At 61.7% G+C, this 22,089-nt stretch carries 18 protein-coding genes and 1 tRNA gene; 2 read left to right on the top strand and 17 right to left on the bottom strand.

The features are described 5' to 3' along the window. Window positions 1-141: 141 nt before the first annotated feature. Window positions 142-1,584 carry an NADP-dependent succinate-semialdehyde dehydrogenase gene (gene gabD / locus CRO59_RS08115; RefSeq protein ID WP_007963502.1) on the bottom strand — a complete coding sequence of 481 codons (1,443 nt, stop codon included), beginning with the start codon at window positions 1,582-1,584 and terminating at the stop codon, window positions 142-144. 443 nt (window positions 1,585-2,027) lie between these two features. Between gabD and CRO59_RS08110 the strand changes: the two genes are divergently transcribed. Continuing rightward, a tRNA-Arg gene (locus CRO59_RS08110) sits at window positions 2,028-2,104 on the top strand. Between the two features lie 76 nt (window positions 2,105-2,180). On the opposite strand, the gene CRO59_RS08105 is transcribed toward CRO59_RS08110, so the two are convergent. The 5 genes from CRO59_RS08105 to CRO59_RS08085 form a co-directional block, all read right to left on the bottom strand. Further along, the gene (locus CRO59_RS08105; protein ID WP_007963505.1) at window positions 2,181-2,411 is read right to left on the bottom strand and encodes a hypothetical protein; all 231 of its coding nucleotides are present in this window, start codon (window positions 2,409-2,411) and stop codon (window positions 2,181-2,183) included. Between the two features lie 56 nt (window positions 2,412-2,467). Further along, window positions 2,468-3,067 carry a hypothetical protein gene (locus CRO59_RS08100; RefSeq protein ID WP_097086813.1) on the bottom strand — a complete coding sequence of 200 codons (600 nt, stop codon included), beginning with the start codon at window positions 3,065-3,067 and terminating at the stop codon, window positions 2,468-2,470. Then, window positions 3,064-3,645, bottom strand: coding sequence for an RNA polymerase sigma factor (locus tag CRO59_RS08095; RefSeq protein ID WP_177408983.1), 582 nt, complete (start codon window positions 3,643-3,645; stop codon window positions 3,064-3,066). The genes CRO59_RS08100 and CRO59_RS08095 overlap by 4 nt, the downstream gene beginning before the upstream one ends. A 29-nt stretch (window positions 3,646-3,674) precedes the next feature. Continuing rightward, entirely contained in the window at window positions 3,675-5,360 is a 1,686-nt protein-coding gene (locus CRO59_RS08090; RefSeq protein WP_097086809.1) for a VWA domain-containing protein, read from the bottom strand. An 88-nt stretch (window positions 5,361-5,448) separates the two neighbouring features. Then, the gene (locus CRO59_RS08085; protein ID WP_097086808.1) at window positions 5,449-6,009 is read right to left on the bottom strand and encodes a YbhB/YbcL family Raf kinase inhibitor-like protein; all 561 of its coding nucleotides are present in this window, start codon (window positions 6,007-6,009) and stop codon (window positions 5,449-5,451) included. A 139-nt stretch (window positions 6,010-6,148) separates the two neighbouring features. Between CRO59_RS08085 and CRO59_RS08080 the strand changes: the two genes are divergently transcribed. Further along, window positions 6,149-7,672, top strand: a complete 1,524-nt coding sequence (locus tag CRO59_RS08080; RefSeq protein ID WP_097086806.1) for an FAD-dependent oxidoreductase — start codon at window positions 6,149-6,151, stop codon at window positions 7,670-7,672. A gap of 103 nt (window positions 7,673-7,775) precedes the next feature. Here the strand turns inward: CRO59_RS08080 and pgaD are convergent, their stop codons facing one another. From pgaD to CRO59_RS08025, 11 genes are all read right to left on the bottom strand, one after another. Beyond that, window positions 7,776-8,309 (bottom strand): poly-beta-1,6-N-acetyl-D-glucosamine biosynthesis protein PgaD, encoded by a 534-nt coding sequence (pgaD, locus tag CRO59_RS08075; protein ID WP_097086804.1) that lies wholly within the window; start codon window positions 8,307-8,309, stop codon window positions 7,776-7,778. Continuing rightward, the gene (pgaC, locus tag CRO59_RS08070) at window positions 8,306-9,661 is read right to left on the bottom strand and encodes a poly-beta-1,6-N-acetyl-D-glucosamine synthase (RefSeq protein WP_007961454.1); all 1,356 of its coding nucleotides are present in this window, start codon (window positions 9,659-9,661) and stop codon (window positions 8,306-8,308) included. Before pgaC ends, pgaD begins: the two co-directional genes overlap by 4 nt. Before the next feature lies 1 nt (window position 9,662). Continuing rightward, window positions 9,663-11,660, bottom strand: a complete 1,998-nt coding sequence (pgaB, locus tag CRO59_RS08065; RefSeq protein WP_097086802.1) for a poly-beta-1,6-N-acetyl-D-glucosamine N-deacetylase PgaB — start codon at window positions 11,658-11,660, stop codon at window positions 9,663-9,665. A 12-nt stretch (window positions 11,661-11,672) separates the two neighbouring features. Next, window positions 11,673-14,156, bottom strand: coding sequence for a poly-beta-1,6 N-acetyl-D-glucosamine export porin PgaA (gene pgaA / locus CRO59_RS08060; protein WP_097086800.1), 2,484 nt, complete (start codon window positions 14,154-14,156; stop codon window positions 11,673-11,675). Between the two features lie 247 nt (window positions 14,157-14,403). Next, a complete protein-coding gene (locus CRO59_RS08055) occupies window positions 14,404-15,909 on the bottom strand; it encodes a YdgA family protein (RefSeq protein WP_097086798.1) in 1,506 nt (501 codons plus the stop codon). A 292-nt stretch (window positions 15,910-16,201) separates the two neighbouring features. Beyond that, entirely contained in the window at window positions 16,202-16,837 is a 636-nt protein-coding gene (locus CRO59_RS08050) for a hypothetical protein (protein ID WP_025113416.1), read from the bottom strand. A 93-nt stretch (window positions 16,838-16,930) separates the two neighbouring features. Further along, the gene (locus CRO59_RS08045; protein ID WP_097086796.1) at window positions 16,931-18,373 is read right to left on the bottom strand and encodes an efflux transporter outer membrane subunit; all 1,443 of its coding nucleotides are present in this window, start codon (window positions 18,371-18,373) and stop codon (window positions 16,931-16,933) included. Next, window positions 18,370-19,257 carry an HlyD family secretion protein gene (locus CRO59_RS08040; RefSeq protein WP_097086795.1) on the bottom strand — a complete coding sequence of 296 codons (888 nt, stop codon included), beginning with the start codon at window positions 19,255-19,257 and terminating at the stop codon, window positions 18,370-18,372. The genes CRO59_RS08045 and CRO59_RS08040 overlap by 4 nt, the downstream gene beginning before the upstream one ends. Then, window positions 19,254-19,463, bottom strand: coding sequence for a DUF1656 domain-containing protein (locus CRO59_RS08035; protein WP_027611129.1), 210 nt, complete (start codon window positions 19,461-19,463; stop codon window positions 19,254-19,256). Before CRO59_RS08035 ends, CRO59_RS08040 begins: the two co-directional genes overlap by 4 nt. Then, window positions 19,460-21,523, bottom strand: a complete 2,064-nt coding sequence (locus tag CRO59_RS08030) for an FUSC family protein (RefSeq protein WP_097086793.1) — start codon at window positions 21,521-21,523, stop codon at window positions 19,460-19,462. Before CRO59_RS08030 ends, CRO59_RS08035 begins: the two co-directional genes overlap by 4 nt. Then, complete coding sequence (locus tag CRO59_RS08025) at window positions 21,520-21,948, bottom strand: MarR family winged helix-turn-helix transcriptional regulator (protein WP_007961473.1); 429 nt, start codon at window positions 21,946-21,948, stop codon at window positions 21,520-21,522. Before CRO59_RS08025 ends, CRO59_RS08030 begins: the two co-directional genes overlap by 4 nt. Window positions 21,949-22,089: the final 141 nt, after the last annotated feature.

Below are 22,089 nucleotides of genomic sequence, written 5' to 3'. Positions count from 1 at the left end.
AAGCGGGAGGAATCGGCGGTGGCAGCATGCGATGATCGACTGCCACGGCGTTCCCGGCCGCAGAGAAAATTCCGGTTTGAAACGACGCAAAGGGACAGCGCTCTCGTGCCCTTTGCGTTTACAGCGATCTTCTACCGAGGCTTAGATGCCAAGGCAGAGGTATTTGATTTCCAGGTAATCTTCGATGCCGTACTTGGAGCCCTCACGGCCCAGGCCCGAGGCCTTGATGCCGCCAAACGGCGCGACTTCGTTGGAGATCAGCCCGGTGTTGACGCCGACCATGCCATATTCCAGCGCTTCCGCCACGCGGAACACACGACCGAGGTCACGAGCGTAGAAGTACGACGCCAGACCGAACTCGGTGTCGTTGGACATGGCGATCACTTCGGCTTCGTCTTTGAAGCGGAACAGCGGCGCCAGCGGGCCGAAGGTTTCTTCCTTGGCGACAGCCGCGTCTTTCGGCACGTTGGTCAGGATGGTTGGCTCGAAGAAGTTGCCTTCCATCGGCTTGCCACCGGCCAGCACGGTGGCGCCTTTGGCCACGGCGTCAGCGATATGCTCTTGCACCTTGGCCACGGCTTTTTCGTCGATCAGCGGGCCAGTGGTGGTGCCTTCTTCCAGACCGTTGCCGATCTTCAGCTTGGCCACCGCCACTTTCAGCTTCTCGGCGAACGCGTCGTAGACCGAATCCTGAATGTACAGACGGTTGGCGCAGACGCAGGTCTGGCCATTGTTGCGGTATTTGGAAATGATCGCGCCTTCGACGGCCTTATCCAGGTCCGCGTCGTCGAACACGATGAACGGCGCGTTGCCGCCCAGTTCCAGCGAGACTTTCTTGATGTCCTTGGCGCATTCGGACATCAGCTGACGGCCGATTTCGGTCGAGCCGGTGAAGGACAGCTTGCGCACGATCGGGTTGCTGGTCAGTTCGCTGCCGATGTCGCCGGCGCTGCCGGAGACCACGCTGAACACACCTTTAGGGATGCCGGCGCGCTGCGCCAGTTCAGCCAGTGCGAAGGCGGAGAATGGGGTTTGCGACGCAGGCTTGAGCACCATGGTGCAACCGGCGGCCAGCGCAGGGCCGGCTTTACGGGTGATCATCGCCGCCGGGAAGTTCCACGGGGTGATCGCTGCAGTCACACCGATCGGCTGCTTGATCACGATCAGGCGCTTGTCCGGCTGGTGGCCCGGGATCACGTCGCCGTAGATGCGCTTGGCTTCTTCGGCGAACCACTCGATGAACGAAGCGGCGTAAACGATTTCGCCCTTGGCTTCGGCCAGCGGCTTGCCCTGCTCGAGGGTCATCAGACGCGCGAGGTCGTCCTGGTTCTCGATCATCAGTTCGAACCAGCGACGCAGCTTGCCTGCACGCTCCTTGGCGGTCAGTGCACGCCAGGCCGGCAGCGCTTTGTCAGCGGCTTCGATGGCACGGCGGGTTTCGGCGGCGCCCATTTTCGGCACGGTGCCGAGAATTTCGCCGGTGGCCGGGTTGTTGACCTTGATCGTCTGACCGTTGTCCGCATCGACCCAAGCGCCATCAATGAAGGCTTGCTGGCGGAACAACTGGGTATCTTTAAGCTGCATGTCGGCTTTCCTTAACAGCACCGCGGCCTGCGCGGAGCAAAATTATGATTGTAGAAAGGCGCCTCGCAAGGCTGCCGTCAGGGAAATCATCTACCGGGTGAGGCGCAGCGATCGTGCGTTATTCACAGCATCTGCGCATCCACACCCCGTCAAAGAGCGTTTGAAATCTCAAACGGATCGTAGGAGCAAAGGGGGTAAAGGACAATAGGTCGTTCGAAAAAAAGAACAAAATCCCAGCGTTTGCTGGTTTTTTCAGATCAACGAGCAAAAAGCCCCGGCCGCAGCCAAACCATAGATCAGCCAGGAAAAAGCGCCAAGCGAGGGTTTTGCAGGACGTTACAGCTTTAAGGAATGCAGCGTTTCACACCGACACGCGCACTGACAAAACCCGCCAAAACCCGGCATGGACGCCCCGAGCCGACCTAGGTATGATGTCGCCCGCTGCACCAGTAGCTCAGCTGGATAGAGTACTGCCCTCCGAAGGCAGGGGTCGTGGGTTCGAATCCCGCCTGGTGCGCCATGAATTGAAACGAGAAAGCCCCGGACTGTGATGGTCCGGGGCTTTTTTGTGGGCGCGGTGTTTCATGCAACGACGGTCACTCCGTCGTCCAGTCAAACTCATCGTAATCGTCGTCTTCCTCTTCTTCCCCAACCTCCTCAAAAACCTCGTCTTCTTCCACGACGTCTTCTTCCGACTGGTTCAGCAGAAACTCCTTGCGCGCCTCGGTAATCGCGCGCCGCATCTCCTCGCCCTTCTGCGGGCAGTTGAGGAGTTGGGCGATGCGGTCGATTTTTGCTGCCACTTTGTTCTCCAGCGCTTCAGCCATGGCCCGATAGTGCGCGTTTTTGCCGGGCAATGCCAAATGGCTGGGTGAACAAGCGGTCAGTTCTGGCGGATTTTTTCGAGTCGCCGGTCGAGGTCCACGCCGGGGTAGCGTTTGTGCAGGTTGTTGTATAGCGCGTCAGCGGCTTGCGACTGGCCGGAGTCGCGCAGGCGCAGGACTTCGCGCAGTTGCTCATCCAGGCCGTTGGCCGGGGGGGCGGCGCGTTTGCTGAGTCTGGCTTCGTCGGCGCTGATCGCGTCGCTTTGCATCGGCTCGGCCATTTCCATCATCGGTGCCGGCGCGGACATGGCCGCAGCGGGCGGAGCGGCCAGTGATTGCGCTTCCGGGGCTTGTTTGCGCGCCAATGGCGCGGCCGGTTTGGCCGCCGGGGCGAAGTCGAATTGCGGTTGTGGTTCCGGCGTGTGTGGCACCAGCGACAGCATCAGTGCCACACCGACCAGGCTGGCGAAGGCGACCTGCCAGCGCAGTTTCTGACAGGCCTTCAGCCAGCGTTGCCACAGGCTTGGCTTGGGCACCGGGGTTTCGCGGTTAGCAGCATTGAGGATGAACGCATCAAGGTGCGCCGGCGGTTCAACGTTGTGCTGTTGGCGCACATGTTTGATCACGGGATCTTCGGGTGTCTGGCGGGCGTCAGTCATGTCAGTACCTCCTCGGCCAGCAGCCGACGCAGTTTTTGCTGGGCGTAGCGCAAGCGGCTCTTGACGGTTTCCAGCGGTGTTTCGGTGAGGCTGGCGATTTGTGCCAGGTCGAGGTCGCCGTGGGCACGCAGCAGGAATACTTCGCGCTGATCGGCAGGCAAGGTTTGCAGAGCGCTTTCCAAGCGCTGGCTGTCGCGGCTGAGGTTCAGTAATTGTTCGGGATCATTGGTCTCGTCGCCAATCGCATGCAGCTGTTCGTCGTAGCTGTCGTGCAGCGGCTGATGTGCGCCGTGTTTGCGCCAGTAATCGATCAGCCGATTGCGCGCAATCTGGAACAGCCATGTACGAAACGTCGCCCGTCCCTGTGGCTGACTCGTGCTGCGGATCAGGCTCAGCCAGGTGTCCTGAAACACTTCGTCAGCCAGTTCCGGTTTGCCGCTCAATCCAAGCAGAAACCGATACAAACCCTGACGATGGCGGGCGTACAAGATCTCGAACGCCGCGCCGTCGCCCTCGCGATAACGCGCCAGCAGGGTTTCATCGCTGCCGGCGGCCGGGCTGTCTGGTGAAGCAAACAGCTGACTGATGAAGCCTTTCAGACGACTCACTATTCAATCCGTCGCTCAGTGGGCAGCGTATTCGATGCGGTTGAGCTGCGCAGGCTCTGCGCCAGTTCCACCAGTTGCACGAACTCGTTGCGCAAGCCGAAGCGGTCGTCGCCGCGAGCGCCACGGGCCAGTGCTTCGGTGTCTTTCAGGCCGAAGTCGCCAGCGTAGCGAGCGTCCTTGAGCTGCTGGGAAAACGCCGCCACCGCCGCCGCGAAACGCAGGTCCTCGCTGGCCGGTGCGACCTTATTGGCAATCGGCCGCTCGATCAGCAGACTTTTCCCACCTTCAGGCTGTTGATAACGCACACGCAGCATCGCCAATTCTCCATCCTTCGCAGCAACCACCTTCTCCGATTTACCGTAGCGCAGCGGTTCCAGCCAGCCCTGCTCACCTGCCGGAACAATTTCATACAGCGCGGTCACGGTGTGTCCTGCGCCTACTTCACCGGCATCGACTTTGTCATTGCTGAAATCCTCACGCTTCAAGGTGCGGTTTTCGTAGCCAAGCAGGCGATATTCACTGACCTGCGCCGGGTTGAATTCCACCTGCAATTTGACGTTTTTTGCCACCACCGCCAGGGTCGAACCGAGTTGATCCACCAGCACTTTGCGCGCCTCGCGCAGGTTGTCGATGTAGGCGTAGTTGCCGTCGCCGGCGTCGGCCAGTTGCTCCATCACGTGTTCATTGTAGTTATCCACACCGAAACCCAGGGTGGTCAGGGATATCCCGGTTTTGCGTTTATCCACAGCCATTTGCTTGAGGCTGTCGAAGTCGCTGACGCCGACGTTGAAGTCACCGTCGGTGGCCAACAGGATGCGGTTGATGCCTTTGGGAATGAACGCCTGCTGCGCCATTTGATAGGCCAGTTCGATGCCCGACGCGCCAGCGGTTGAACCGCTTGCGGTCAATTGCTCGATGGCTGTGCGAATTTTCGCCTTGTCGCGTCCGGAAGTCGGCTGCAGCACCACGCGGGATTCGCCGGCATACACCACCAGCGACACCCGATCCTCCTCGCGCAACTGATCGACCAGCAGTTTCAATGTGCTTTTGACCAGTGGCAGCCCTTCGCGGCGATCCATCGAGCCGGACACATCCACCAGAAACACCAGATTCGCCGGAGCCAGTTCCGCCACAGCCCGGTCAGAGGCCTTGATGCCGATGCGCAGCAGGCGGGTGTGCGGATTCCATGGCGTGGCGGCCAGTTCGGTGGTTACGCCGAAGGGCGAACCATCGCTGGGCAGCGCATAGTTGTAGGGAAAGTAATTGACCATCTCTTCCAGTCGCACCGCGCCTTCAGGTGGTAAACGCCCTTGATTGAGCAAACGCCGGACATTGGCGTAGGCGCCCGTATCGACGTCAGCGCTGAAGGTCGAGACCGGAGCCTCGTCCACGCTGTGGATCGGGTTGTCGGCCAGCGCCTGATACTGCTCGCGCTGCTCGTCGCGATAGCCTTGTGGATAACTTTCCTGGGCGGGCATCGCCGCGAAACTGGCAATCGACATCGCACGTGCGCTGCGTTTGGGCAGCACACTGTCGGCAGCGAGCGCTTCATGCTCAATCGATGCCTGTGGCTGGGCTGGCGCCGGAACGGCAGCCGATTCGGGATTGGAAGACACGCCGCAACCGGCGACGGTCAACAATACACCGACGGCAACGGGTCGCAGAAAAGGCAGGGAGCGGGACATGGGGGCTGACCTCGGGATGAAAGTGATCCATTCATCCACTGAGACGGGCAGCCCTTTCAGATCGGGTTAAACGCCGCTGAAAATTTTTTCAGCGGTGATAACGCCGTACCACGCTGCTGTTTCGCAGTACGTGGCCTTTGATTTTGTCCATCAGTTCGGCGCGGGTCAGGCCGGCGGGCAAGGCGTCCGGGGCCAGATCCAGGGCGTAAATCTGAATGATGTAGTGGTGGGCGCTGTCGCCAACCGGTGGGCACGGCCCGATGTAATGGGTGGTGCCTTTACTGTTGGTACCTCCCAAGCCTTCGAGAGCGGATTTGGCGCCGACACCGGCCGGGATCTGCCGGGTGGTGGCCTTGATGCCGTAGTGAATCCAGTGATCGACGCCAGCACCTTTCTGACCGTCCGGGTCGTGCATGACGATCGCGTAGCTCAGAGTGCCGGCAGGCCCGGCGTTCCAGGCCAGTGCCGGGGACTGGTTCTTGCCACCGCAACCGGCCGCATCGCTCGCGGCGGCCGAGGTGAACAGGCGATTGTCCGAGACACCGGGGATGTCGAGGGTAAAGCGCTCGGCCGCCTGCGCCGGAAACTGCACGCAAAGGGCGACGGCGACAGCCGCCAGCCAAGGGTTGAGAGAGGTCAATCGGGTCATTCCGGGAGCACCTTGTGCAGTTGGGCCTTCGTCGGCCTGCAAACTATAGCTGTACCGTTCGTACCTTGGCAGTGGCAATTGGCTGAACCTCGCACTGCGGCGCAAACTCGTAAGAGAAATGCCTGTCAGGAGCACGAACATGAGCCTGCACCGTGTCGCCCGTGTCGCCGATGTCCCCGAAGACCGTGGCCTGCAAGTCGAAATCGGCGACCGCAAGATTGTCCTGCTCCACGCCAATGGCCAACTGCGCGCATTTCAGGGCGAATGCCCACATGCCGGGGCGCCACTGGCTGACGGCGCGCTGTGCAACGGACGCCTGATCTGTCCTTGGCACAAAGCCGCATTTCGCGTCGAAGACGGCGCGTTGTGCGAGCCACCGGCCCTCGACAGCCTCAAGCGTTATCCGCTGGAGTTACGTGGCGATGAGGTCTGGGTCGATGATCAACCGCTGCCGGATGCGCACACGCCTCCGGCCGATGATTCACGCACCTTTGTGATTGTCGGCGCAGGTGCAGCGGGCACGGCATGTGCGGCAGCTCTGCGGGAAAAAGGTTTCGGCGGCCGGATCGTCATGATCGACCGCGAAGCGGACGCCGGTTACGACCGCACGGTGCTGAGCAAATTCGTCCTCGCCGGCGAGATGTCGGCGCAGGAAAACCCGCCGCTGCGCGATGAAAGCTTTTATAAGGAGCAGCGCATCGAACGCCGGCAAGGCGAAATTTCGGCCCTCGACGCAACAACGAAAACCCTGCATTTGAAGGATGGCCAGACCCTTGGTTACGACGCCGCGGTGCTCGCCACCGGCGGCGAGCCTAATCCGTTGCAACTGCCCGGCGCCGACCTGCCGCAGGTGTTCGTCCTGCGCTCGAAAGCCCAGGCCGAACAGATCATGCGCACCGCCAAACCCGAGCAGCGGGCGCTGATCATCGGCGACAGCTTTATCGCCCTCGAATGCGCCTCGGCCCTGCGTCAGTTCGGCCTCGACGTCACGGTCATCGCCCGCCACGCCATCCCGTTTACCGCGCAGTTCGGCGAAGCGGTGGGCAAGGCGATCCGCGCGCTCCACGAACAACACGGGGTGAAATTCATCACCGATCACGAAGCCCGGGAAATCACCGGTGATGGCAAAGTCGAGGCGGTTCTGCTGGACAACGGTTTGCGCGTTTCGGCGGATCTGGTGCTGGCGGGGGTTGGTGTGCATCCGGCCACAGAAGCGTTCGCTTCGCTGCCAAGGGAGAAAGACCAGTCACTGCGCGTCGATGCCGGCCTGCGGGTCTGCGAAGGTCTATGGGCGATTGGCGATATCGCCACGTTCACCCTGAGCGGCCAGCCGCAACGCATCGAACATTGGCGCCTGGCCCAGCAGCACGCACGCATCGCTGCCGCCAACATGTTGGGCGCCGATGAGCATTATCTGGATGTGCCGTTTTTCTGGACCTGGCACTTCGGCAGGAACTACGACTACCTGGGCCACGCCAGCCAGTGGGATGAAATCGAGTTCAAAGGCGAGCCCGAGCATCCGCCCTTTATTGGCCTGTTCGGCCACAACGGCGTGGTGGTTGCCGCCGTGGCTTGCGAGGAAGAACGGGCCATGGCGATGTTGGCCGAGCGGATGAAACAGCCGCTGACGATGGAAGACGCGTGGGAACTGATTCGCTGCTGAATGCTGAACAATATAGGAGCTGCCGAAGGCTGCGATCTTTTGATCTTGATTTTAAAAATCAAAAGATCGCAGCCTTCGGCAGCTCCTACAGGGGAGTCGTTGTTCAGGTGGGGCGATTCACCGGGTCGCGATTGTCATCATCCTCGGCGTGCAGAAAGATCACCCGTGGATGTTCCAGCGGCGCCAGCGGTGGCGGCAATTCCGTCGGTGCCAGTGGACGAAAGTTCAGCACCACATGGCTGATATCACCTTCCTGATCGTTGTGGATGGTCATCACCCCGGGTGTGCGCAGCTTCTCCAGGCGGTCATCGCACAGGCGGAAGCTCTTGCTCAGCCCTTCATCATCGACCACCGGTGCCGGCAAGCGACGCTGGGCGAAGCTTCTGCTTTTGCGCTGTTGATAACGCGCCCAACCAATCAGGATCACTGCGTTGACCAGCGCCACCCACAGGTAGATCTGCAACGTACCCAGGGCCTCGAACGCCGAGTTGTCGATGCGTGGCCCACCGGCGTGGGTCTCGATCAACGGCCACAGTCCGCGAATCAGCAGAAACAGCAGGCCGACCCAGGCCAGCACGGTGAGGACCACGTCGACCACCACCAGGAAGGGCCGCTGGCGGGTCCGGATGATTTTCATTTGATGACCTCCTCTTCGTCGTCGCCAACCGGCTTGATGCCGCGGTCAGGGCTGACCCAGCGTGCACGCTTCTGATGCTGACCAAACAGCACTTTGGGGAAACTGACCAAGGTGGTTAGCAGGCTTACCAGCCAGAACGCGATCGGATACCAGACCACCCAGAACATGGTTCGGCCCAGACCCGGTTCATAGCGCCGGTCGATGATGATGCTGACCGCGAATTGCACCAGGCAGACGAACGCCAGCAACAGGCCGGTGAACGCCGGGGGCATCAGGTGATGCACCGCAATCGATTCCGGCATGACCACAAACTTGCCAACACCCCAGAAAATCACCGACAGCAGGAAGGTGAAGGCCCAACCGGTTGACAGGCAGTATTCGAACAGCAGCGGCCACAGATAACGATGGCGGTACTGCCAGATGCCGCGAATGTTCTTGAACAGCACCTCGGCACCGCCTTGGGCCCAGCGCAGGCGCTGCTTCCACAGACCGCGCAGGGTTTCCGGCATGAGGATCCAGCACAGCGCGCGCGGCTCGTAGAAGATGCTCCAGTGATCGAGTTGCAGCTTCCAGCTGATGTCGATGTCTTCGGTGATCATGTCCGGGCTCCAGTAGCCGACCCGGTTCAACGCGGTACGACGGAACGCGACGATCACCCCGGACACGGTGAAGATCCGCCCGAACACCCGTTGCGTACGCTTGATCAGACCGATGATCGACGAGAACTCGCCGACCTGCACCCGCCCGACCAAGGTCGAACGTGTGCGGATGCGCGGGTTGCCGGTCACTGCGCCAAGCCGCGCGTTGTCGAGCATCGGCGCCACCAGATAGGCCGCCGTGTTCGGCGCCAGCAGCGCGTCACCGTCGATGCACACCAGATATTCGCTGCGCGCAGCAATCGCACCCATGCGCAGGGCCACAGCCTTGCCCTGGTTTTCTGCCAGATGCAGCACCCGCAGGCGTGGGTCTTCCTGGGCGAGCCGGTCGAGCACTTCGGCGGTGTTGTCCTTGGAGCCGTCGTTGATCGCGATGACTTCGATGTTCGGGTAGTGCTGGGCCAGCGCCGCGTGAATCGTGTCGGCAGCGTTTTCGCCTTCGTTGTAGCAAGGGATCAGGATCGAGATCAGCGGCTCGCCTTCCAGTGGCGGCGGCAAAGTGTCGTCCTTCCATGGCCAGTGGCGTTCCCAGTGCAGCCAGAAATACAGGCCGCCGGCAATCCACAGCCCGGACATGAACAACGGGTAGAAGAACACGAAGTCCATCAGGAATTGCCCGGTGACCAGGAAGATCAACCCCAGCGGCACGCCGAGGACGAGCGCCAGAACAAGCAGGGCTAACAGTCTATCCAGCATGTCATGGGTTCCATTTGTTGGAGAGCGCAGGCCTTACGGTTTTCAGGTCCGGCAGGTTGTCGAGGAAGTTGTCCGGGTAGTAACCGAAACTGGTCGCACCCTGACGCTTGAGCCGGCCCATCCAGTCGGCCAATTGGGCGCCGTCGATGTCGGCCTGATCCTTTTTCGTCCAGTCGCGAGCCTGCAGTTCGAAGACTGTGCGGTCCAGTGCACCGGGCCGCTGTTTGATCTTCGCCACCAGTTCTTCAAGCCACGGGCCGGATTGCGCCTGGGTCTGTTTTTCCATCAGTGGCATGGCCATCGGCGCCGTCCAGTCGTAGGTCACGAGGAAGTCGTCGAGGTTCTGCGCAAACCAGGCTTCGCTCTCAGGATTGAGCACTGGCTCGGCGAAGAGGTTGCGTGCGGTCAGCACTTGCGGGCCACGGATCGCACGTACCTTGGCGGTCAGCTCATTGGTGAATTCGATCAGGTATTGGCTCTTGAACCGCGTCCAGCGCTGCATGGCTGCCGGATCATCCCGAAGCGCCGCAATGGACCCCGGCAAGCCATGCGCGGCATAAGCCTTCAGGGCCTCGGGGCTGGCGTCTTCGAAGTCCGAGAGCACCGCGTCGTCGTGATAAAGAATGCCGTCGACCGAGGTCAGACGCGCCACGTCTTCGTAGATTTCACCGATGATCTGCCGTACTTGCGGATCAAATGGCGACAGGCGTTGATACTGGCCCGGATCGACCGAAGTGGTGCCGGTCTTCGGATCCCAGCGCGTGACACGCGGCAGCTTCGAATCGAGGCCAAAACTCAGGACCGGCATCCACGCGAACACTTTCACGTGCGCCCGAGTGCGCAGTTGCCAGGCGACACGGTCAAAGATGTCGGCGCGCACCGGCAGGTGACGGTTGGGGAAGTACAGCGAGTGCACCAGTCCGTCGCCCTTCGGATCGGCGAAGGCCTGCAGGAACACGGTGTTGGCGCCCATGTCGGCCATGCGCTGGATCAGCTTGCCAAGGTTGATTTCCTGCTGCGCCGGATCCGGGTCATAAACGTTGTCGAGATCGACGTGCACCACACGCATGGCGAAATCCGACTGCACGCCAACAATGCTGTTGGCGAAATGCTCGCCGTCAGGATCGGAGGCCACCAGGAAACGCGGGCTGCTCATCAGGTTGTCGAGAGCGTCGAGACCGTCGTCCAGGGTCAGGGCCATTTCGTAGCCCTGCTCGCCGACCACGGTCAGCGAAGTGCCGTCCGCCGTGCCGTAGGGCCAGACCCAGATGCGCGGTTTTTTGCCGGTGACCTTGCGGATTTTTTCCGAGATGGCCGCGACGTCATTGCGTATCCGGGCACGGAACTCCTCTTCGGATTCGTAGCGTTTGGTGAGCGGATCGTAGCGACGCGTCGCCGCCGCCGGCTGCAGGTTGCCCTGCGGGTTGGCAAGAACGCCTTTGTGGTTGGCGTCGGTGTGCGCGGCGATTTCCACCAGCCCCGATCGCGAAATCTCGCGCACCTGATCCCAGGTCAGGAAGTCGGAGCGTGCGCGGGGTGCACCGGCAAAATCCACTGGCTGATTGAGCGGGGTGTCGATCCAGGTGCCGACCGGCGCCAGCAACGCGTGCCAGTTGTAGGCACGCAGCACCGGCAACACGCGGGTATAGAAGCTTGAGTAACCGTCGTCGAAGCTGAGCAGGATCGCTTTGGCTGGCAGTTCCGGGCCGCCCTTGCGCGCGGCCATGATCTGGTCGACGGTGACCGGCTTGTAGCCGTTCTCGCGCAGCCAGGCCAACTGTTCGATCATGCGCTCAGTGCGCACGGCCACCACGGCCTGATCAGGGTCACGGTCTTCGACGTCGTGATAGGCGATGCCCAGCACGTGGTTTTTCGGCCAGGGTTTTTCACTGGCCGCCACCGGACGTTGCGACGGCGGCGCGAAGGCCGGGGCTTGCTGGGCGCAGGCGCTGATCAGCAGCACTCCCAGCAGAAGGATGAAACGCGTCATCAAAGGCATCTTCAAACTCTTCTAGAAGCGGAAAGTGAGGTCGACAAGCAGACGCAGATCGGTCTCCCGATCACCGTCGTAGGGCCGGTTGATCACACTGAACAAGCCGCCCACCTCGAACACGTCGTTCCAGGCATAACGCTGGCCGTAGCCGAGCATCGCCATGCCGCCGGTGCCGTGGTCACGCTGGCTGTAGGTGCCCGCACCCGCCTGGAATTGCTGGCTCCAGGATGTTTCGTCGCGGTGGTAAAGCACATGGTTGACGTTGACCGTCGGCATGACGCTGAAGTCCGACTTCGGGTTGAAGTACGGCACATCCTCGGAATTGGAGTTGTGGCTGGTGCCGACTTCCAGACCGGCATCGACCTGCACGTTCGGCGCGCTGTAGACACCCTCGCGCCCGGTGAGCAAAGCCTCGACGCGGTTGTTGCCATCACTGAAGTGCGATGGGCTCACCGACAGCCGCCACTCGCGGCTCTCATTGGCGCGCCAGCGGATGAACGCGTTGCCGCCGTTGGCCTTGATGTCGCTGTTGAGCGCACGCAACGGCGTCTCGGCCGACAGGTAGGCGAAGCTGCCGCCGTACTGCCAGTGGTCGTTGATGTCGCGGGCAATCGCGATCCGCGCGCCCTGTTTGGCGCCGTAACCGTAATCGTGATTGGAAACTTCGGCTTCCAGGCTCATGTCGCGGGTGCGCCGTTCCAGGCCCACGCGCTGGAAACGGTCGGTACCGGTGCCTTCGGCGAAGTCGCCGGTGGCATAACCGGCGCCGACGAACACCCGCCAGTCTTCATCAATCGGCGGGCTGTACAGGGTGCTCTGGATGCCGAAATCGCGGCTGCCACTGACCGCGCCCGCACCGCCGCTGCCGCCGCCCCCATTGGCTTTGCCGCCGTAGGCTTCGACACGCAGTTCGGACATGTCGTGCACTTCGCGCTCGCGGGCCGCGCGCTGCACCTGACGGTTGTCGGGGAAACGCTCGACCACGTCATCGGTCAGCGCATCCATTTGCCGCCATTCCTGCAGGGTCATCGCGGTGCGCGCCTGAGCCAGTTCCAGGCCCATGTCGCGGGGGGCCATGCTTTCGGTTTCCTTGAGCTGGTTTTCAGCGCGGCGTGGCCATTGTCGGGCCAGATACAGATCGGCCTGGGCCAGACGCAAACCGAGGTTGCCCGGGGCCTGATCGACCAGGGTTTGCAGGCGTTCCTCGCCATGCGGCAGGTCAGAGCCGTAGGTGCCGGCCTGCGCCGCGAGCTGCTGGGCGTCCATCCATTCGTCGTTGGGGTTGCCGATCGGCAAGCCCTTGAGTTCGACTCGCGGTTTCTGGGTCTTGGCCAGATCCTCGGCGACTTTGCGCGCTTCATCAGCGCGGTCGCTTTCCAGCAGCGAGTAGTACAACGCAGTGGTGTCTTCGAGACGATCACCGACATCGGCATCCGGTGCCGACAGCACCTGGCGATACAGGTCAGTGGAGACTTCCGGCTGGCGCTGATCCAGATACGACGCCGCCACCCAGCGCAAGGCGTAGGTCGGAATCTTCACGCCTTCGCTTTGCAGCTTCTGATATTCGTTGATCACGTCGGCGGTGCGCGCCCGCGCCTTGAGTGCGCCCATGCGGTCGATGCGCCAGCGAATCACGTCATCGTGGGCGCTGGCGTCCGGGGTCCAGGTGGCGAGCAATTTGTCGTAATCGGCCAACGCGCGGTCAGCGATCACATAGCGTTCTTTTTCGCTGCGGGTGGCGAGTTCGGCCAGACGCACGCGTTCGGCAGCCAGATCACCTTCGAGGCGGCGCAAGGTGACCGGGTCGATCAGCCCCGGACGTTGGTTGGCCAGGCGCAGCGCCGGTTCCGGCAGCCGCGCCTTTTGCAGGGCGACCACGTATTCACGGGCGACTTCCGGCTTGCTGCCGGCACGCATGAACGCCTGATCGTATTCAAACAGTGCGTCGTACTGCTTGCCGGCGCGGGTCAGGGCATAGCCCAGTGCAAGGCGGCGCGAGGGATCGTCGGGTTTGGCGGCGACCAGGGCCTTGGCGCGGGTCACGGCTTCGTCAGGTTTGCCCGCGTCGGCCTGAGTCAGCGCCAGCCCCAGTTGCAGGTCAGCGTTGTCCGGCTCCAGCACCAGGGCCTTGTTGTAGACCTGGGTCGCCTGCTCCCAACGCTTGAGGTTGCGATAGGCGCGCGCGGTGGCGGTCAGTGCCTGCACCGGCAGCACCCGGTCACGGCCCTGGGTCTCATAGACCTGCACCACCTCGGCGTCGAGACCTGCCCAACTGGCGATTTGCAGGTGATCGCTGATCTGCCCGGTGGTCGATTGCCCCGGTGGCACCTGGCGCAGCACGTTCAGCGCAGGCGTGGTCTGCCCGGCACGGGCATCACGCACCATCTGATCATAGGGCGTATCGGCAAACGCCAGTGCCGGCCAGAGCAACTGGCTGCACAGCGCAACGCGAAACAACGGGCGTAAACCACGATGTAAAACAGGAACATCAATACGCGGCATTCGTCAGCATCCTTACATGGCCAGCCGGGTCGCAATGCCCCCCTTGCCCATTCGTAACGGAGACCGAGTCAAAAGAGACCCAGCCAAGCTTAGTCAGGCAGTCTTGCATGCAAGCGTAGTCGAATATCCAGAACGCAATAATTGTTCAGAATCGCGGTGCCGGCTCAGACAAAAACCCGCACACCAGACAGCAAAACGCCCGGCGTCTGTGGATCAGAGGCCGGGCGTTGTTATTTAGAACGCAGGATTACTGCACTTGCGTGACGCCAGCGAACTTGCTCATCAGGAAGCCGACGAACTGCTCGACGGTCATCTTCTGGCCGTTGAACTCCACCTGATTGGCGGCGTAATGCAGCTTGGTCACGACGTTGGTGCCATCGACGGTCGCCAACTGCGAACCGACGGCCATGCCGGAGAACATGTCGGCACCGGCGCTGGCCTGGTCGACGATGGCTTTGGCGTCAGTCTGACCGTCGAGCTGCGCTTGCACGCTAAGCAGATCGATCAGCATCGGCTTGGACACCTGAATGTTCAGGTCCAGCAGCGCGACCAACTGTTTACCCAGTTGATCCGGCGGCAGATCCATCGACTGTGGCTTGGTCAGATCAATCACCAGGCTGGCGCGGCTTTCACCGTTGGCGGTTTTCAGCGACAGGTTTTCCAGCGCGATCTGTGGACTGGCGGCCAGCAGTTTCTGCAGGTCAGCCTTGACCTGTGCCGACTCGGCTTCGGTCAGGTTCAGTTCCGGTGCCGGCAGGCCGGCTTCGGCAGCGGCCGCCGCTTCCTTCTCGTACGGCTGCAATTTGGTCTGGTAGATCTGCATCAGCGACATGGTCGACGGGATGTCGAGGTTCTTCAGGCTCATGGCCATGTTGGCCGAACCGATTTTCTTGTCGTTGAGGGTGACTTCACCCACCTTGTAGTCAGCGCGGCCCGAGGCATTGCTGCCGCTCTCTTCGGTGAGGTTCTTCATTTCGAAGTTCTTCACGCCGAGTACCGACTGCTTGGGACCGAAAGTGGTTTTGCTGTTGGTCAGCTCCAGGGTGTTTTCCCCGGTGTAGTAGCCGTAGCTGCTCTTGGTAAGGTTGCTGGCCAGGGTCAGACCGTTGAGTTCGACCTGCACCGGTGCCTGATCCTGCGACACGGTGACCAGTTTCAGGTTGTCCATGTAGCCGTCAGCCTTGACCTTCTGCGCCTGGGCACTGGCGGAGATGTTCATGGTCAGGCCGGAGAATTTCAGGCTCGACTGCTCGTCCAGCGCGGTTTCCAGCGGCAGCAACTCGAGGCTGCTGGTGGTGGATTCGTCGTAGCCGATGTTGGTCACGCCCTTGAGCGGCGCGGCGCCCTTGGTGGCGGCAAACCATTTTTCGGTGGCCGGGCTCTTTTCCAGCTCGTAATTGCTGGTGGCCATGACCGGCAGCCACTTCAGCGATACCAGGCGCGAGAACGGCAGTGGGCCGTGCTCGATGTGGTCGACGAACAGCAGCTCGACCGGCTGGTCGCCGAACATCTCGCCTTCGCCCTTGAGACGGTAGTGCGCGGTGCTGGTGAAGGTGTGACGCTCCAGCGACACCAGCTCCAGCGACGCGGTGCCATTGGAGCCGGCCATCGCGGTCTGCAGCTCTTTGTTGGCGTTGCTGACGGCGTTGTTCAACACGCCTTCAATCTTGGTCCCGGTGTACCAGGCCCCGCCGGCGCTGATCGCACCGATGGCAACTACAATCCCGAGAAGCACGCCTGCTGATTTATTCATGAATGACCTGATCAATGTCCGTGGCTGAAAGTGTGGTCGTCTTCCCTGAACCCGTGACCGGGTCGCGGCTCGACTCCGCTGAAATTAGCGGTGGAGATTAGCACTGGCAACGCGAGGCGGCCCAATGTTTAAAGGTTAAAGAGTGTCTATGGGGAGTGTGGACAGCTGACAGGCGGGGAGAGTTGCAGTGTTTTTGATGACGCTATCGCGAGCAGGCTCACTCCTACAATTGAAATGCGTTCCCCTGTAGGAGTGAGCCTGCTCGCGATAGGGCCACTGGATTCCCAGAAGATCAGGAATACTGCACCTCGATCTCATCGAGTTGATGATCGAAGCTCTTCAACCGCGCAGTCCAGGTGTAGACCAGCACTTCAAAATCCCGATCGATCACCGCCCCGCCCGGCCCATCCGCCCGGGGGTCACAGAAATCCAGCTGATAGCGCTCGCGGGCCATGGCCGTGGCGACATCCGACAGTTCGCGGGCATTGTTGAGCCAGTGCCAGCCTTCATCGGCAATCTGCTTGTCGAGCTCCAGACACTGCTTTTTCAGGGCTTCGAGGCTTTTTTCCAGCGGCGTGCCGGTGAGTTCGCCCATGACTTCGGCGAAGGTGCGTCCCGGTTGCCAGTAGCTGCCCCAGAAGTAGCGGTCGAATACGGTTTCGACCCGACGCAGGGCGACTTTGGTGTCCCAGATCAGCACCAGGGTCTTGCCTTGTTCAAGTTGTCTTTTCTTGACACGCTGCACCTGGATCGACGCCCAGGCCACGACGACAATTGCCATCACCGCGATCAACGCCGTGGCGCTGTCGAGGAAGACCATGGCCTTGTCGATTTGATGGGCCAGCATGATGCCGTAGAAATAAGTGGCCGATAGCAGCACCAGCGCTACCAGGGCGCACCAGAAGCCGAGAGCGTAAGGGTTTTTCATTATTGGTTTCCCCTAGACCAGCGCTAGCAATGTGCGCTGAAAGGGTGCGTTGCACGTGGCACCCTTTCAACACTTCAAAGCATAGCAACGGCTTCAGGGTTTGCTGGCGCTTGAGGCTTGCGTTCGTCCGCTTTCCCAACCGCCACCGAGGGCGAGGAACAAATCGATCTGGCTCATGGCGACCTGGGTGTTGGCGGCGGCCAGTTGCGCGGTGACATCGGTGTAGGTGCGGGTCGCTTGCAGATCGGCGAGGAACGACTCGCGCCCGGCCTGAAAGAAGCGGTGGGTCTGGTCCGCCGCCAGTTTTGCCGATTGCTCGGCGTCGGCCAAGGCGTCGCGGCGTTGCAGCAGTGCGCTGTACTGGGCCAGACCGGTCTGGGTTTCGCGGATGGCGTTGAGCACCACGCCGTCGAAATGCGCCAGTGCGCCCTGGGCCGATGCTTCGGCTTCACGGATGCGCGCGCGGGCGCCGTTGGTCGGCACTTTCCAGCTCAGCGACGGGCCGAAGCCCCAGCGGTTGGTCGATGGATCACCCAAGTCGTCAATAAGACCGACGGTGCCGATGGTCGCGCCGATGCTGATGTCCGGGTACAGCTCGCCTGTGGCGACGCCGATGCCCGCTGTCGAGGCCGCCAAGCGACGTTCCGCCTGACGGATATCGGGACGACGCTTGAGCAGCGCAGCGCCATCACCCACCGGCACCAATTGGGCGATTTTCGGCAACTCGGCACAGGTGGCGGTACCGGCCGGCAATTGCTCGACCGGTTTGGCCAGCAGCATCGACAGGCGGAACAACCCGGCCTGACGCGCTGCCTCATAGCGCGGCAGGTCGGCGCGCAACGACTTGAATTGGGTTTGCGAACGGGTGACCTGGGTCTCATCACCACGCCCGGCATCGCGCAGGCGCTGGATCAGCGTGGTGCTCTGCGATTGCAGATCGAGGGAATGCTGGGCAATTTCCCGCTCTTCGTTGGCCGCACACACCTGGGTGTAGGCGCGAACCACGTCGGCCACCAAAGTGATGCGTGCGGTGTCAGCCGCCGCTTGCGTCGCATCGGCGTTAGCCTTCGCGCCTTCGATACCGCGTTGCAGGGTGCCCCATAGATCGAACTGATAAGACGCGCTGATGCCAATATCGCCGACGTTGTCGACCGGGACTTTTTCCGGCAGCAAGAACGCCTGCCCGGATTCCTGCAAACGCTGCGCGCCCATCTTCACGCCTGCGCTCCAGCCACCCGCCGCTTCGGCCTCATCGACTTGCGCGCGCGCCCGTTGAAGGTTTGCCGCCGCTACGCGCAAATCCGTGTTGGACGCCATGGCCTGCTGCACCAGTTGATCCAGACGCGGGTCCTTATACAGTCGCCACCAGTCAGCCGGTACCGGCGCTGACACCACCGGTTTGCCCTCCACCGCCAGTTCGCCCTGAAAGTCCTTGCGCTGCACCGCCGCGTCAGCGGGCAGCTGATAGTCCGGCCCGACCATCTGACAGGCCGAGAGCATCACGCCCAACCCGACGATCATCAGGGCCTTGTTCATTGCGCGGGCTCCTGCGTTTTGTCGTCGATGATCGACACGGTAGCGGTACGCCCGGCGATCATGCGGAAGTCTTCCGGCACCTCGTCAAAGGCGATGCGCACCGGAATCCGCTGCGCCAGCCGCACCCAGCTGAACGCCGGGTTGACGTTGGGCAGCAGGTTGTTGCCGCTGGTGCGGTCGCGGTCTTCGATACCGGCGACAATGCTTTCAACATGCCCGCGCAGCTTGGCTTTGTCGCCGATCACGCGGATATCCACCGACTGCCCGACATGAATGCCGTCGAGTTTGGTTTCTTCGAAATAGCCGTCGATGTGGAACGAGTTACTGTCGACCACCGACAGCACCGGACGCCCGGCGGTGACGAATTCCTGCACACGCGGCGCGCGGTCGTTGACGTAGCCGTCCACCGGGCTGCGGATCACCGAACGGTCGAGGTTGAGCTGCGCGCTGTCCACCGTCACCAGCGCTTCGGCCAGCGCCGATTGCGCCCGGGCGACTTTCGACTGGCTTTCTTCCAGTTGCTCGGCCGGCACCAGGTTGCCCAGGCCACGGTTACGCTTGGCTTCGCGCTGCGCCTGGGCCAGGGTTTCCTCGCGATCGGCAACCGCCGCTTTAGCCTGACGCAGAGCCAGTTTGAAGCGGTCCTGATCGATGCTGAACAACACCTGACCACGTTTGATCAACTGGTTGTCCTTGACCTCGACCTGCTGGATCAGCCCGGACACGTCCGGAGCGATCTGGATGATGTCGGCGCGGATGTGGCCGTCGCGGGTCCACGGCGCAAACATGTAATACATCACCATGCGCCAGACGAGGACGACGGCAAAAGTCACGATCAGCAGGGTCAGGACCACGCGACCGATAGTCAGAAACGGTTTTTTCATGTCATCAGGTATCGACTGAGTGAGTCCACGCCGTACAGCAGCACGGCGTAGAGGGCCACGTTGAACAATGCCCGGTGCCAGACCAGACGGTAAAAGTGCAGGCGCGTGAGCACGCCGTGCACCAGCAAAAACAACACATAGGTGATGCCCATCAGCACCAGCAGGGTGGGCAGGAAAATCCCGCTGATATCCAGATCACCGATCATAGGGGCGCTCCATCGGGCAGCGGTTCTTCGGCATCGCTGGTGCTGACGAATTCCACGCCGGGCAGCAGCGCCAGGCGCAAACCGCTCAAGGCATGCAACAGGTTTAGCCGGGTTTCTTCGTCGCCGTGGCCTTTGAGCGCGCGGCGCGCGCGGTCCATCGTCATCAGCAACGGACTCGGCGCCGGCAAGCGTTCGCCGGCCTTCAGACACGCGCGGAAATACTCGCCGACCTCAGCCACCACTTGCTGCAGCAGGGCCTTCGGCGCGCCGCTGACCCGTGGCGTGTAAGCCAGCAGATCGAGCAGGTTCAGGCCGACGCGCACTTCACGCATGGCAATCCCGGTGTCTTGGCCGGTCATGGCCAGACGCGGCAAGTGCTGCATCAAACGGTCGAGCAACTGCACGCCCAGATGCCGATGTTCGGCCAGATTGGCCGGCTCGGTCATGCGCACGATGTCTTTCCAGCTGAAGCGGGTCAGACGTTTGGCGGCCAGTTCGACGCCGAACGGGCGGGCGATCAGGGTCCAGATGAACGCGAACAACAGGCCCAGAGGGCCGGCCAGGTTGGAGTTCACAAAGGCGAAGAAGTCCGCGTCGTACGCGCCCTGAATGCTGATGAACGACGAGGTGTTGACCAGCGTCAGGAGCATGCCGAGGAAGAACCGTGGCTGCACCGTCAGGGTGCCGACACAGATGAACGGAACCGCAAACGCCAGTACCAGCATCGGGAAATCGTGCAGGTTCGGCAGAATCAGAAACAGGTAAAGGCTGGCGAACAGCACCGACATCCCGGTCCAGAAAAAGAACCGGTAGATCTGCGGTGCCGGGTCGTCCATCGAGGCGAAGAAACTGCACGCTACCGCCGCCAGAATCACCGCGCTGCCACCGTCCGGCCAGCCGAGCAGAATCCACAGCACCGAAGCGACGATGATCGCCAGAACGGTCGAGGCCACCGAATACAGCATCATCCCGCGGTCGAGAAATGGCGTCAGCCGCCCGAGGCGCCAGTGCCGGTACACCGCGCGCCAGCTGTCCTGGCGCTCGCAGAGAATCGCGTCCTGCAGACTGCGGCAGTCCTGCCACAGATCGATGAATTCACCGAGGCGATAAACCGCGTTGGAGAACAGCAATTGCTTGCGATCCTCCATCGCCTCGCAGCTTGGTTGCAGGGCCTGAAGTTGATCCTTGAGCGCCTGCCAGCGGTCCAGATCGGCGTCGTTATGGCCGAGCCATTGCTGGGTCGCGGTCAACAGCGGGGCAAACTTTTCCACCAGTTCCGGTGTGCGCCGTTCAAGCGCGTAGAGCGAATCTTCCAGAGCGTCGATCACCGGCAGCAGGTGGATCATCCGCCCGCGCAGTTCCTTGGTGTTGCGCACGGTTTGCGGTCGAGCGCCTTCGTGGGGCAACTGGCCGATCATCAATTCGAGGCTGTTGAAATTGGCGACCATGGCCATGCGCAGCGCGGCGATCTGCTCAGGCTGCACGTCGCGGCTGAGAAACTTCAGGCTGTAGGTGGTGGCGTCAGCGAACCACTTGCCCACCGCGTCGTTGAACACCGGCGCCAAGCGACGCGGCCAGAACATCGCGCCGACCACCGCCGCCACGGCGATGCCGAGAAAAATCTCTTCGGTGCGCGCTTCCGCCACGTCCCACACCGCCAGCGGGTTATCCACGGTCGGCAAGGCGATCAGCGGCAGGGTGTAGCCGGCCAGCATCAGCGCGTAGTTATTGGCGGTACGCAGGTGCAGCGACAGGAACAGCAAAGTCCCCGTCCACAAGGCAATCACCACCACCAGCACATACGGACTCTGCACGAACATCGGCACGAACAGCACTGCCGCCGCCGCGCCGAGAAAGGTGCCGATGGCGCGGTACAGCGCCTTGGAACTGGTCGGGCCGAGAAACGGGCTGGAAACGATGTACACCGTGGCCATCGCCCAGTACGGACGCGGCATTTGCATGAGCAGGGCGATGTACAGCGCGATCATCGACGCTGCAAAGGTACGGACCCCGTAGAACCAGTCCCGGGCAGGCGGGATGCCAGAGAAAAAACCGTTCAAGAATTGATCACCACAGGCGGATTGGCCGCCTCAAAAGCTCGCAGTACCCGAAGCGTAGCCTCCAGATCACTCTGGTCGATGCCTTCGAGCACTTCATGACGCAGACGCACCAGTTCGATCTCCACCGCTTGCACCAGTTCACGGCCGGTGTCGGTCAGGCTCAGGCACTTGGCCCGACGATCCTGCGCATCTTCGGTGCGGCAGACGTAGCCGGCGTGGCACAACTGATCGAGCAGACGCACCAGCGACGGACTCTCCATCCCGGCCGCCTGCGCCACCTGCACCTGACGCACACCCTCGCCCAACCGCCCGATCATCAACAATGGCACGGCGCAGGCTTCGGAGATTCCATAGTTGACCAACGTGGTCTGGCAGATCTTCCGCCAATGCCTGGCGGCCACCACCATGGCACTGCTGATGTTCATCTGGAGAGCGTCGAGGGAATTCGCCACGGGAAAATGCACACTGTTAGTTTGCTAACTATCAATATCGCATTGGCGGGGAATTTCAGTCAAGTTTTGAAACAAATCTCTAGGCTGCCGGATGTCAGCATCAAGACACCGATT

The sequence above is a fragment of the Pseudomonas sp. LAMO17WK12:I5 genome (assembly GCF_900215165.1).
Classification (GTDB): domain Bacteria; phylum Pseudomonadota; class Gammaproteobacteria; order Pseudomonadales; family Pseudomonadaceae; genus Aquipseudomonas; species Aquipseudomonas putida_A.
This window is presented reverse-complemented; position numbering and strand designations above follow the sequence as displayed.

What these genes read in the sequence shown, in the direction of transcription:
- gabD (WP_007963502.1), bottom strand. Translation starts at nt 1,584, where the DNA reads ATGCAGCTTAAAGATACCCAGTTGTTCCGCCAGCAAGCCTTCATTGAT.
- CRO59_RS08105 (WP_007963505.1), bottom strand. Translation starts at nt 2,411, where the DNA reads ATGGCTGAAGCGCTGGAGAACAAAGTGGCAGCAAAAATCGACCGCATC.
- CRO59_RS08100 (WP_097086813.1), bottom strand. Translation starts at nt 3,067, where the DNA reads ATGACTGACGCCCGCCAGACACCCGAAGATCCCGTGATCAAACATGTG.
- CRO59_RS08090 (WP_097086809.1), bottom strand. Translation starts at nt 5,360, where the DNA reads ATGTCCCGCTCCCTGCCTTTTCTGCGACCCGTTGCCGTCGGTGTATTG.
- CRO59_RS08085 (WP_097086808.1), bottom strand. Translation starts at nt 6,009, where the DNA reads ATGACCCGATTGACCTCTCTCAACCCTTGGCTGGCGGCTGTCGCCGTC.
- CRO59_RS08080 (WP_097086806.1), top strand. Translation starts at nt 6,149, where the DNA reads ATGAGCCTGCACCGTGTCGCCCGTGTCGCCGATGTCCCCGAAGACCGT.
- pgaD (WP_097086804.1), bottom strand. Translation starts at nt 8,309, where the DNA reads ATGAAAATCATCCGGACCCGCCAGCGGCCCTTCCTGGTGGTGGTCGAC.
- pgaC (WP_007961454.1), bottom strand. Translation starts at nt 9,661, where the DNA reads ATGCTGGATAGACTGTTAGCCCTGCTTGTTCTGGCGCTCGTCCTCGGC.
- pgaB (WP_097086802.1), bottom strand. Translation starts at nt 11,660, where the DNA reads ATGCCTTTGATGACGCGTTTCATCCTTCTGCTGGGAGTGCTGCTGATC.
- pgaA (WP_097086800.1), bottom strand. Translation starts at nt 14,156, where the DNA reads ATGCCGCGTATTGATGTTCCTGTTTTACATCGTGGTTTACGCCCGTTG.
- CRO59_RS08055 (WP_097086798.1), bottom strand. Translation starts at nt 15,909, where the DNA reads ATGAATAAATCAGCAGGCGTGCTTCTCGGGATTGTAGTTGCCATCGGT.
- CRO59_RS08050 (WP_025113416.1), bottom strand. Translation starts at nt 16,837, where the DNA reads ATGAAAAACCCTTACGCTCTCGGCTTCTGGTGCGCCCTGGTAGCGCTG.
- CRO59_RS08045 (WP_097086796.1), bottom strand. Translation starts at nt 18,373, where the DNA reads ATGAACAAGGCCCTGATGATCGTCGGGTTGGGCGTGATGCTCTCGGCC.
- CRO59_RS08040 (WP_097086795.1), bottom strand. Translation starts at nt 19,257, where the DNA reads ATGAAAAAACCGTTTCTGACTATCGGTCGCGTGGTCCTGACCCTGCTG.
- CRO59_RS08035 (WP_027611129.1), bottom strand. Translation starts at nt 19,463, where the DNA reads ATGATCGGTGATCTGGATATCAGCGGGATTTTCCTGCCCACCCTGCTG.
- CRO59_RS08025 (WP_007961473.1), bottom strand. Translation starts at nt 21,948, where the DNA reads ATGAACATCAGCAGTGCCATGGTGGTGGCCGCCAGGCATTGGCGGAAG.